General features: G+C 63.2%; 8 protein-coding genes. 5 read left to right on the forward strand and 3 right to left on the reverse strand.

Going from position 1 to position 12,190, the window contains the following annotated elements:
* The first annotated feature begins 292 nt into the window (after nt 1–292).
* From AC56KL_RS09810 to AC56KL_RS09820, 3 genes are all read left to right on the forward strand, one after another.
* A complete protein-coding gene (locus AC56KL_RS09810; protein WP_497179964.1) occupies nt 293–1,150 on the forward strand; it encodes a hypothetical protein in 858 nt (285 codons plus the stop codon).
* Between the two features lie 143 nt (nt 1,151–1,293).
* A complete protein-coding gene (locus AC56KL_RS09815) occupies nt 1,294–1,992 on the forward strand; it encodes a PEP-CTERM sorting domain-containing protein (RefSeq protein ID WP_497179965.1) in 699 nt (232 codons plus the stop codon).
* 424 nt (nt 1,993–2,416) lie between these two features.
* Complete coding sequence (locus AC56KL_RS09820) at nt 2,417–5,476, forward strand: TonB-dependent receptor (RefSeq protein WP_497179966.1); 3,060 nt, start codon at nt 2,417–2,419, stop codon at nt 5,474–5,476.
* Nucleotides 5,477–7,015: 1,539 nt separating this feature from the next.
* Here the strand turns inward: AC56KL_RS09820 and AC56KL_RS09825 are convergent.
* Together AC56KL_RS09825 and AC56KL_RS09830 are read right to left on the reverse strand one after the other, a co-directional pair.
* Nucleotides 7,016–8,077, reverse strand: a complete 1,062-nt coding sequence (locus AC56KL_RS09825; RefSeq protein WP_497179967.1) for an AI-2E family transporter — start codon at nt 8,075–8,077, stop codon at nt 7,016–7,018.
* A gap of 431 nt (nt 8,078–8,508) precedes the next feature.
* Nucleotides 8,509–9,333: an ion transporter gene (locus tag AC56KL_RS09830; protein ID WP_497179968.1), complete on the reverse strand. Its 825-nt coding sequence runs from the start codon at nt 9,331–9,333 to the stop codon at nt 8,509–8,511.
* Between the two features lie 330 nt (nt 9,334–9,663).
* On the opposite strand from AC56KL_RS09830, the gene AC56KL_RS09835 reads away from it, so the two are divergent.
* Together AC56KL_RS09835 and AC56KL_RS09840 are read left to right on the forward strand one after the other, a co-directional pair.
* Nucleotides 9,664–10,170, forward strand: coding sequence for a DUF421 domain-containing protein (locus AC56KL_RS09835; protein ID WP_497179969.1), 507 nt, complete (start codon nt 9,664–9,666; stop codon nt 10,168–10,170).
* Between the two features lie 369 nt (nt 10,171–10,539).
* Nucleotides 10,540–11,532, forward strand: a complete 993-nt coding sequence (locus AC56KL_RS09840; protein WP_497179970.1) for a tyrosine-type recombinase/integrase — start codon at nt 10,540–10,542, stop codon at nt 11,530–11,532.
* A 128-nt stretch (nt 11,533–11,660) separates the two neighbouring features.
* Here the strand turns inward: AC56KL_RS09840 and AC56KL_RS09845 are convergent, their stop codons facing one another.
* Nucleotides 11,661–12,161 (reverse strand): YybH family protein, encoded by a 501-nt coding sequence (locus AC56KL_RS09845; RefSeq protein ID WP_497179971.1) that lies wholly within the window; start codon nt 12,159–12,161, stop codon nt 11,661–11,663.
* Nucleotides 12,162–12,190: the final 29 nt, after the last annotated feature.

Genomic DNA, 12,190 nt, shown 5'->3' on the forward strand with positions numbered 1-12,190 from the left:
TGCGTCGAATCCTTTGTGACGGTGACGGAACGGCCGAGATTCTAGCTTGCTATCCCTGCAATAGGAATGGCGGGGCGGCGTATTATCCTTTCCGGATGACCCCGTATCGCCGCTTCCGGACAGGGTCAACCGAGCCAGCAGCGCCGGCGCCATGGCGGCCGATCCACAGTCGCTGAACAAGCTTCCATGTCATCGGCGAACACGGCCTGGTTCGAGCCCCCCCTTGGAGAGTGGGTATCATGGCGGCTTCCGAAGAGGCTGTTTGCCCTTTACGTTTTCCGAAGGCGTGGCAATGCATATCGAAGTGGTATCGTCCGGCGCAACAGCGCAGCATAACGAGGATTGGGCCGGCAGCTTTCACACGCCTGCCGGCACCGATCTCGTGATCGTCGACGGCGGCAGCCCGGTGGCCGAGCGCGACTACGTCGATCCGGCAAACGGCGACGTGGTGTGGTTCGTCGCCCGGTTTGCGGCCGCGCTCGGCGCTACGGTCGCGGCCGGCCTCGGCCAGGAGGCGGCGGTGCGCGCGGCAGTCGAGACCGTCGACCAGGAATATCGCAAACGGGTTGGCGACCAGCACGTGCCGGCGTACGCATGGCCGGTCGGCGCCTTGACCTGGGTGCGCGCGCAGGAGACAGACAAGGGCCACCGCCTGGGTCTCTATTGCCTTGCAGACTGCAAGGCCCTGATGCGTACGCCAGACGGCGCCATCCACGACCTCGATCCCTTCGTCAATCCGCAGGAAGCGATCCTTCAGGCTGAAATCGCCCGGCTCCAGGCCGAAGGCGTCGTGGATGGCGCCGCCCGCAAGGCGCGCTTGACCCCGATGCTGCGTGCGCGCCGCACCTACCAGAACACGGTCGCGGGCACTCAGGTGTTGTGCCTTCGCCCGAACGGGCCCTTCGGTGCGCGCGCAGCCTTGGCCGACGCGCCGCGCGGCTCATCCGTGCTCTGCATGACCGACGGCTTCTACCGGCTGGTCGACACCTATGCGCTGCACACGCCAGCCAGCCTGTTCGCCTTGTGCGAGCAGAAGGGACTGCAGGCGGCGCTGGATCAACTGCGGCGCCATGAGGCCAAGTCGCAGGCCGGCACCTCGATCACGGTCAAGCAGGCCGACGACGCATCCGCACTCCTGTGGCGTACCTGATCCGCCAACGCAGTGTCGGGAATCTTTACATGAGCGTTCCGAGCAGCAAGACAATTTGCAGCAAGTGACTGAAGCGGCAACAATATTTGAGCAGGCATATATATTGCTCTGATCTGGTTTCCATAACAATTCCGGGGAACGACATGATCAAACCACTTCTTGCCTGCGCTGCCGCCGCGCTGCTGGCGTACGGACCGCATGCGTCTGCATCGAGCATCAAGATTGAGCTGAGCAATTTTGTCTACGGCGACGACATCGGCGAGTACTACAACGGGGGCCGCGACAGCCTGAATCGCAAGGGCCAGGACTACGGCCTGAGCTTCAGTAACGCGGTGGTCAAGTACCGGCCGCGCGGCGCCTATCTCGCTGGCCCTGCCGTACTGGACATCGACCAGGCCAGGCTGCGCGCCGCGCTGGGCACAGAGAACTTCTACATCAAGTTCCGCGGCGGCCGCTATTTGCCTGGTGAAGACGAGACCGGCCCGGTGTACGTGGACTTCGACGACGGCTACACCGAACCGTTTGCCTACGTCGGCCACAACTGGAATCCGTACTGCGCCATCGACCCCGAGTACTGCAACCATCCGCACTACGCGAGCATGTACGGGCATGCGGTCGGAAGCTATGACGGCATGGCCTTCCCGACCAGGGTGCGCTTTGGCACCGACCGCCTGGACAGCATCGAAATCGTCGGTTACGACGGATTGCCGAACTTTACGACGCCGGAAAGCTTCGGCGGCAGCGATGCGCTGGACCGCGACATTCCCGAACCCGCATCGATCTTCCTGCTTGGCGCGGCCGTCGCATCCGCGCTGCTGGCACGCCGCCGCCGCACGGCCTGAGACCTGTCAATCCCCCCTGTCCGGCCGCTCGTTCGGCCGGGTACGGCATCTTGCGAAGGAGGGGTGGTCGACTCTGCCAAAAGGCAGACCCGGCCACTCGCCGTCCTCGCCATCGTGGCGTCGCTACAACAAGCCCGACCCAATCGGCCGGGACTACTGGAACACGGCCAGTACGCGAACTGCGCCGAACGCCGCCGCCTTGACATACATCTTCCGGATATTTGCGTAGATCGATAGTTTGCATTCTATATGCATGCATATATCTGGTATTTCTATTTTGCAAGCGCTATTCGCTGCTGTGATTTTTACAAAATACAATTGTGACATTCCTCCTATCGTCGGGCAGGCAGCAAATGTCGCGCATGGCCAGGGGAGGATTCAGGCTGCTTCCGATGGGGAGCGGATTCACATATAGGAGATTTTCATGGCAGTAAATACCAAACTGGCGCGTGCACTTGCCCTCGCATTCGGGGCAACGGCTCTGTCGCTGGGTATGAGTTCGACGGTGCTGGCGCAGTCGAACACCACGGGTAACGTGTACGGCGCAGTGGAAAGCCCGGCCGGCGCGACCGTCATCGTCGAAAACCTCGACACCAAGCTGCGCCGCACCGTGTCGGTGGAAGGCAATGGCCGCTTCCTGGCCACCTCGCTGCCGCCGGGCCGTTATTCGGTGCAGCTGGTACGCGACGGTAAGGTCGTGCAAACCCGCGAAGTCGAAGTGCTGATCGGCCAGGGCGCCGAAGCACTGTTCACGACCCAGCAGGTGCAGATCGTCGCGCGCCGCCGCGCCATCGACGTGACCAACACCAACAACGGCGCCATCTTTACCGCCGCCCAGCTGGCCAAGCTGCCGATCGCACGTAACGTCGAATCGATCATCCTGATCGCCCCGAACACGACCCAGGGCGACAACCGCTATCCGGGCGGCGCCAACAGCTTCGGCGGCGGCGCGGTATCGGAAAACTCCTACTACGTGAACGGCTTCCCGGTCACCAATCCGCTGACCCAGCTGGGCTTCATGGAACTGCCGTACGGGGCGATCGGCCAGGCGCAGATCCTGACCGGGGGCTTCGGCGCCGAATTCGGCCGTTCGGTCGGCGGCGTGGCCAATATCACGACCAAGAGCGGCACCAACAGCTGGGAAGTGGGCGGCATCGCGCAGTGGGAACCAAAGCAACTGGCCGCCGGCCAGGACGACATCTACTACCCGACCGTCGGCGCCGCCAACACGGCTGCGACGGACGGCACCTTGTACCGTCGCCGTTCCACCAACGAAACCGATCGCAAGCTCATCGGCGTCAACGTCGGCGGCCCGCTGATCGAGGACAAGCTGTTCTTCTTCGGGTCGCTGGAACAGACCCGTACCGACTTCTCGGGCACCAACCCGATCACCGGCCTGCGCACCGGCACCTCGGTGGGCACCCGCGGCTGGGAAGATTCGGAAACCGATACCACCCGCTACCTGGTGAAGCTCGACTGGAACATCAACGATAACCACCGCATCGAGTACACCGGTTTCGGTGACACGTCGAAGAAGGACAAGTACCTGTACGGCTACGACTACGCCAGCGGCGCGGTCAGCAGCGCGATCGGCGCGAGCGAGCACTACAAGAACTTCTCGGGTGAAACCCCGGTCGGCGGCATCATCAACATTGCCAAGTACACCGGCAATATCACGGAAGACCTGACGGTCACGGCATTGTACGGCCGTTCGAAGACCGAACACGTCAACACCTACGGCACCTACCCGGGCATCAATCCGAACGTGTACCAGGTTGCATCCACACCGGCTGCGCGCGTTCCTGGCCTGTCGTATCCGAACCCGAATCCGGTCAGCGGCAACGTGCCGCGCACCGGTGGCAAGGACACGGTCGAGTCGGCACGCCTGGACATCGAATACAAGCTCGGCAGCCACACGCTCCGCGCCGGTATCGACGAGAACCGCCTGAGCTCGGTTGACGCCGGCCTGTTCCGCGCCGGCGGCGGCCTGTGGACCTATTCGCGCAGCTCGTCGTCGCCAACCACGCCGATCGTGCTGCAGAACGTCACCGTGGCCCCGGCCAGCGGGGGAGGCTACGGCCTGCAGGGCTACTACGTGACCGAAACCAAGTTCACCTCGATCACCGACGCCTACTCGGACCAGTCGGCGCAATACATCGAAGACCGCTGGCAGGTGAACAAGGACCTGCTGCTCACGCTCGGCATCCGTAACGAACAGTTCGAGAACCGCAACGGCGAGAAGCAGAAGTTCATGGACATCAAGGACCAGATCGCGCCCCGCTTCGCGGCGTCCTGGGACGTGAACGGCGACTCGTCGCTGAAGGTGTTCGGTACCGCCGGCCGCTACTTCGTGCAAGTGCCGACCAATATCTCGGTGCGCGGCGCCTCGCGTTCGCTGTTCACGACGCAGTCGTTCACCTATACCGGCGTGGATCCGGTCACCGGCGCTCCACAGGGCCTGGTGCCGCTGGCGCCGGCGCCGTTCTCGACCAACAACGAGTACTTCCAGAGCAAGCATCCGCAAACCGTCGCCGCCACCAACCTGCGCCCGACCTTCCAGGACGAGCTGACCCTCGGTTTCGAGCAGGCGCTCTCGCGTGACCTGACCTTCGGCGCCCGCGCGACCTACCGCAAACTGCAGTCGACCATCGACGACACTTGCGACAACCGCCCATTCCTGGCATGGCTGGCGCGCAACCCGAACGTCAACACCAGCAAGTGGACCGGCTTCGGCTGCGCAGCCTTCAATCCGGGTGAGGACAACACCTTCCTGGTCGACTTCGCCAATACCGGCACCAACCTGACCGAGGTCAAGCTGAGCAAGGCCGACCTGGGCTTCGACGATGCCAAGCGTACCTACAAGGCGATCGACCTGTTCCTGGAGCACCCGTTCCGCAACGGCTGGTATGGCCGCGTGAACTACACCTGGTCGAAGAACGAGGGCAACACGGAAGGCCAGACCCAGTCGGACATCGGCCAGCTCGACGTGTCGCACACCATCAGCTGGGATAAACCTGAGCTGATGCGCGGCAAGTACGGCCCCTTGCCGAACGACCGCCGCCACCAGCTGAAAGCCTTCGGCTTCTACCAGATCACCCCTGAGTGGATGGTCGGCGGCAATCTGCTGGCGCAGTCGGGCCGTCCGAAGAACTGCCTGGGTTCCGACGCAAGCGTGCCCGCCGCGCACAGCTACGGCTCGTTCTACGCCACGTGCTTCGGCCGTCCGGCGCCGCGCGGATCGGAAGGCCGCCTGCCATGGACGACGCGCCTGGACATGAACCTGGCCTATATGCCGTCGTTCCTGCCGGGCATGTCGGTGAAGCTCGATGTCTTCAACGTCATGAACCGCGAGACCGTGCAGTCGATCTCGGAGCAGTTGAACAGCGGGTCAACCCCGACGCTGCTGGACAGTTACCAGCGTGTCCTGTCGACCCAGACGCCGCGTTACGCGCGCTTCACGGTCGAGTACAACCACAAGTTCTAAGTTTCAGGAACTTGTCGCAACAAAGCCGCGGGCGCAAGCCCGCGGCTTTTTTTGCTTGGCGCCGTCCACTGTCGACATGGGAGAGGGTGGAAGCGCTGAGGCGTTCCGGAGTAGAACATCGTTCGCGCCATCCGGACAGGCAGCGCCAGGGTAGGGGAGTCGTCGTCGGCGAACGACCTGCCGACGCGGGAGCTGCGGCGCATGCTGCTGCCATGGTGCGGGCACCCATCGAGCAGGGTACGGGGCAGGCGACAATCGGCAGCCTGCGAGGGAGCGAGCTCGACGGCCCCGCGGCAGTACAGCTATTCATCGAGCCTCATCCGCACCGCGGCGGCAAGAGCCAGGGGCGCGGCAAGGGCGTCAACGCTAGCGTGGGGTGAACAGGTCAATCTTGTGCGTTTTCCGGATTTCTAGGGACTTCCACTATGGTGGCTAGCAGATTCGGCTTGGTAGAGTGCTGATCAATCAGGCCGGAAAGGCGAGAAACCGGCGCCTTGTTGCCTGACTTCGCACTTCGATCTCTCGATCGACATTATTTCCTGTAATGTCGAGTTCGCTTTTATCCGATTGCCTGGTATCCATTCTTGAAACCTAGCCGAGGAAAGGCCGGGTGTCACGCGCGCGCGCAACGGGATCGGGAGCCCGTGCCAGCTTGCCGAGGAATTCGACGGCACCCGCGGTACAGGCGCATCGAGCACCGTACCAGCACCTGGATTTAGGCAAGCAGATCCATGGCGCGTCGATACGATCCCGACGAGCCAAGGATGCCAACGCCAACGATACCAAACACTCCGGCACCACTGGTCGCTCGCGGGTCATTTGCCCTGTAGTGCTCAAGGCATGTCGATCCGCGGTGTCGATCCGGGATGCACGCCAGCTGCGGCATCGATTGCGGCTTCCCGTAGCGGAAGGAATATGCGCTGCTGGCGCCAAAAGGACCTCGTTTCGCAGGAACCTGCAGGCCAGGCCGCCATGGCGCCTGCCGGACAGCTTTCGGAATCCCGACGTTGCCGACGCAGACGCGCCGCCTGGTAGCGACAGCGTGCGGTGCGTGCTGCGTCAGCGACAAGCTGATGCGAGCATGTCGTCCATCTACATCCTCGCGTGCCCGGCGAGGCGCGGCCGATATTCTGAATGCTTCACCACACAGGATCCGTCTACAGGGAACCGGCAGCTTGCTGCGCCATGAAGGGGCAGTCTCTGCCGCTCGCGTGCAAGTGGAACCGGCCATGACCGCCATGTCCTCGATGCATGGCCGCAGCCAGCCCGATCGCCACACGACCACCGTGGCCATGCGGCGGTGACGCAATAGCCGCCATTCGCACGTCAATAGCATTTGTGGTCCTGGTGCTGGCGCGGGGCCGATCGGGGAGTGCTCGGCGCGGTTCTCCAACGGACACCAGACCACGCAAGGATCGTATTTAACATAATATAGATTATGCGTACTTTACGTGATTCGCGCGCACACGTGCTTTGGCTTGTTGCGCCGCCTCAAGCGTCAAAAGTGTGCTTGGATCGTCCAGGATACATCAGTGGAAATCATGCATCCCCCTTCCGGGTGTCGCCGGCGGCCGTCGTCCGATCGCCTAGCAGGTCTTCCACATACCACATTTTTATCATCACCATTGCCGCTGCAGTCAGCGGCGTAGCCAGGATAATTCCGATAATCCCCGCTAGAGAACCGAGAAGCACCTGGGTGCTGATTGTCAGCGCTGGGGGCAAGTCAACCATGCGCTGTTGCAGAAACGGTGTCAGCAAGTAGCTCTCGAATGCTTGCACCCCAAGATACAGCATGACGACGTAAATGACCTGATCGGGACCACTTATCAGGGCAATCAGCGCCGCGGGAATCAGTGCGATGACGGGACCGAAATTTGGTATGAAGGAAAGTATCGCGGCAATCACACCGAGTACCAAGGCCAAGTCTATCCCGATGACCCACAGACCCAAGGTAGTGAGAATACCGATCGCCACCATGGAAATGATTTTTGCCATAAGCCAGGCGCTCAAGGTCGAACCTGTCGCGTTGAGAACCTCTTCCGTCCTGTCACGATGATCCAGTGGAACAAGGTGCAAGAGACCACGAAGATAGACAGCGGGGCTAATTGTAAGGAACAAGCCGACTACTACAGCAAAGACAAAATCACCCACGCCGCCAAATGTTGACGAAAAAAACGTTGCGGCTGCACTTGCCATACTGGAGTCACCCGGGAGTGCGTCACGTATCCGATCGGTATGGTCGATCAGTCGGTTTGCCCATTCGTACTGCCGTAGTTGGTCTTGCAGCTGCGACACGGCTTTAGGCATTCTATCCGCCAGTTCCGCCCCCTGCTCCGAGATATTCGGCGCGACGAGCCAGAGCGCGATAGCGGAGAATATCAGCGGCGAGAGGAGCGCAATGGCCAGCGCCCAGGCGCGCGATAGTCCCGTTTTTTCACTGATCCACGTCGCCGTTCCATGGATAAGGATCGCAAGGAGAATGCCACCAAACATGGCCAGGAAGACCTTTGCAGCGTCCAGTAGCAACATCACCAGCAGGACAACTGCTGCAGTGACGCTAACCTGAATGAGAGTTCGAACAGCAATCGCCTTTGCTTGCATTTCAGCCCCTCTGGTAAAGACATTCCCTCGGCACAGGCCGTTCCCAACATTCGAAGGAACCTACCGAAGCTCCGCAATCGACCCAGTGGCCCGGGCGTCCCGGATCGCAAAATGCAGACGCAACCGGCGCTGATTAAAGTGAGTTGTACTGTGTTGACCCTGGAAGAAATGGTCCGTCTAACGGATCCTGGCGCTTGGCGGCAGCCTATATTAGCTCGCCGCCTTGCAGTACACCGCTCGCATGCACAGGGACGCACTGGGTGCTGCTTCACGACAGGGTCGAACAAACGGCTGGCGACCGGCGCCGCAGCGGGAAAGATGGCCCGCCTGCCCGGGCGAGGTTCCGCAGCAGGCCGGACGCACCGCCCCGAAGCACGCGGGCGGCCGCCCCCATGAGGCCACCACGGAGTCCAGGGGTGGCCTGGCTGCGTTTACCGTTGGATGAGCGGCGGCTCTTTCGCCAGCTCGGCCCGTAACCGGGCCAGCTCCATGCGCATGTCACGAATCGCTGTCATGACCTCGGTATCGGCTTGTGCGCCGGAATCGCGGCCGATAAAGTAGGTTGCGATGACGCCGGTGACATACCCGAACACTGCGAAGGCATAGACTGATAGAAATAAGCAAAGCAGGCGGCCTTCGGCACTGTTCGGCCAGTGTGCGCTGCCCATCGTCGTCATGATCATTCCGGTCCACCACAGGGACGACCAGAAGTCCTGGAATCCCTCTTGCCCGCGCCCGCCCTCGAAGTGCAGCATTCCCGCAGCCCCCGCCACTGTCACGATCGCCGTAATCGCGACGACATACCCAAAGCCGCGCCGCTGCATGGTGTCTCCCAGCGAACGCATGCCCCGGTTGATCGACGCCAGCAGTCGCACCAGCGGCACTCCCCGCAGTCGTGACAGTCCACGCAGCAAGCGGACGAAACGCAACATGCGCAACGCCGGCAACAACAAGGCGACTGCAGTCAACCAGTTGCGGCGCAGGAAAGCCAGCTTGCGTGGGGCCAGGAGAAGTTGAAGTGCGAAGTCGCCTACGAAGACGGCCCAGATGAGGCTTGTGATGTTTTCCCCGGCGGGCCCGAGTCCGCGAGTAAGCTCCGCCACTACCAGGCAAAGCCAGGCAAGCCCCAGCAGCGCCATCGGCGTTTCCAGCATGCGGCTGATCTTGCGTAGCAAGCGCAGCCGCTCACGGCTGAGGGCGAATCCAGCGCTCCGTTCCGCACCACTGTCGGGCTCTCCCAGATCAACATTGTTCATTGGATATACCATCGACCGTGTTGGAAACGCCCCAGTATAAGAGTTGTGCCGCGCACATGCCGCAAGTTATCGGGTAGCCCTCCCCCCCCCCCTGGGAACAAGCCATCGTTGCGCCTGGCAGGCAGGGATCCTTGTAAGCTGATGACCTCATGCGCCGCCGGATCAGGGAAGCTCACGTTCGTCGCCAGCCGCAAGCCGCAAGCGCAGCCGTGCTACGTAAGGAGCACGGCCAGATGGTGGCCCCGGGCTCTGCTGTCGAGCACGAGCGTCCACAAGGCTTGCCGCCTTCGGCGGCGCCGGGAAGACGGTCTCACTCACAGGGAGATGTTCATGCTTTTCGACGGCTGGAGCGGTGTTATTCGCGTGGTCACGGTCGGAGTCTTGGCCTATGCCGGGCTTGTACTGTTGCTGAGGATCAGCGGCAATCGCACCTTATCAAAAATGAATTCGTTCGACCTGGTCGTCACGGTCGCATTCGGCTCTACGCTCTCGACGATCCTCGTCAACAAGAGCGTGAGCCTTGCGGTCGGCCTGGCTGCCCTGGCCCTGCTGGTGATGCTACAACTGGTCATTACCTGGCTATCGGTGCGTTCGCGGTTCATCAGCAAGGCCGTCAAGACCGCGCCGACCGTTCTACTGCGCGACGGGAAATTGCTGCACGACGCATTACGCGACGTGCGCGTGACGGCTGACGAAGTGCTGGGCGCTGTGCGCCGCCAGGGTCAGGGCTCGCTCGCTGCCATCGACGTGGTGGTGCTGGAGACCGACGGCAGCCTGTCGGTCATCCCTTTGGAGGACGCGGGTGACCGCTCCGCCTACGGCAACCTGCACGTCTGACGCACGGTCTGGCTCCGTGGACAAGGCAGGACAGGTGCCGAATGGCCGCAGGTCCGGTCGCGAAGGAGCCGACACGATCCGACCGGATGTGACGCCGCCCTTCACCCGGCACCAGGTCGAGCGCTGCGCGCGCTTGCCTCTTGTGCAGTCATGCTCGCCCTCTCCGCTTATACCTCGCCGGACACCACCGCAAGCCGCGGCGCGCATCGGCATGGAACGCCGCCCGCCCGGTGGCAGGCACGACGATGATGGGCCGTTCCGGCTGGCCGCCCCTGCGCTGGTGGCGCTTTTCGGGTGTACCCGGCTAACCTCGTGGGTTAGTTACATTTTTGATGCTATAGTACCCGCACCCCCACCTTCGTTTCGATCATGGCCAAGCGTTCATCCTGGGACCACAAGCCCGTCGAGGCCTTCGAGGCCTTCGTCGTCAGCCTCGACTTCGCCGATACGGCCAAGCGCCGGCCGGCAGACGGCAAGCTCAAGACCATATCGAAGCAGTCCGTCACGATCTACACCTACATGTTCCGGAATTTCTGCGACTGGATGACGGAGCAGGGAAAGACCCTCTCCACGATCGACCGGGCCGACCTGAAACGGTTCATCGACCGCGCAGACGAACACGGACGCGTCATCAACAGCAAGATCGCCTACCGGTACCTGCGCCTCCTCGAGCGTTGCTACCAGCATCTCGAGGCCGATCCGAACCCGGCGCGGGAGGCAATCCTGGCCACGGCCCCGGCCGAGTTCATGCGGGACGATCCCAGCCGCGCACTGTCGGAGCAGCAGCTGCGCCGCTTCTTCGACGCCCTGCCCTCGGCGCCGGCCCGGTTGCGCCGCGTCACTCCCTTCGACGGCTGGAAGCGCCGGCGCGACCGGGCCATGCAGCTGGTGATCGCGCTGGCCGGCTTGCGCGTGTCCGAAGCGATCGGCCTGCTGATCGGCGAAGTCGGGCAGCAGGCCGATCTCGACGGCGCCATCGAACTCAACATCACCCCGCGCCAGAAGCACCAGACCAGCCACGAGCACGTCACGGTGCTCCCGCGCGAAGGCGCCGTCGAGCTGCAGGCCTGGTTGCGCGAACGGGCCGAGATGGGAATACCTGGCGAGTTCGTCTTCCCTGCCAATGCCGAGGGTCGGAAGATGATCAAGAAGACCGTGTACATGCAGGTCCGGGCGACATTCGAGCGTGCCGGCATCGACCTGTCCCGATCGGGCGGGCGCACCTTGCGCAACACCTTCGCCCAGCGCAAGCTGTCCGAAGGCACGACGCCGGACGAGCTCAAGGACACGCTCGGGCTGGCGCTCGAGCGCTCCGCCGCGGATTACCAGTTCGCCCGCGTGAAACCGGACCCGGACCAATAATTCGATTCACGATGCCGCCGATGCGCGCCTGGCGCTCACCCTCGCTATGCAAGGCAGTGGCCGAAGACCTGGCGCCCTGCCTCGCCCGCGCCCTGGACTGTCCGGGCCTTCCCGGCCGTGCGCGCCGCCTAGCCGGCAGCCGCAGCGCCCCCGGGGGCGGAAGAGGCAGCCGGTTTCGCCGCCGGGCGCTGCGGCGGCCCCATGCGCCCATTGGCGTTCTCGATGTCGGCGGCGATCAGCCAGCGGCCGTCGAGCTTGCGCAGGACCAGCACGAACTTGCCGAAGTCGCGCTGGCTGCCGGCCGGGCCATAGGCGCCCACCACGTAGGCCAGGTCGCCGGCCGCGCGGTATTCCAGCGCGCGCAGGGTGGTCGGCTGGCCTCCGCCATGCGAATAGGCCTGGCGGATGCTGTCCTTGCCGCGCGCCGGCGGCTGGCCGCTGGGCAAGGCAAAGCCGTCCGGCGCAAACAGCGCAGCCAGGGCGGGGGCATCGTTGGCGGCCCAGGCGCGCTCATAGGCCCGCAGGACCTGGTCGACATCGCTCGGAAGGCTTACCGACGGCGGGTCCTGGGCAAGTGCGGGTACGGCCAACATGGCCGCGAAGAGTGGAGCGAGTAAGCTGGCGCGCATGGCGGCATCCTTGCGGTTGTGGTGACGGG

The organism is Telluria sp. ZB4P34 (genome assembly GCF_059686055.1).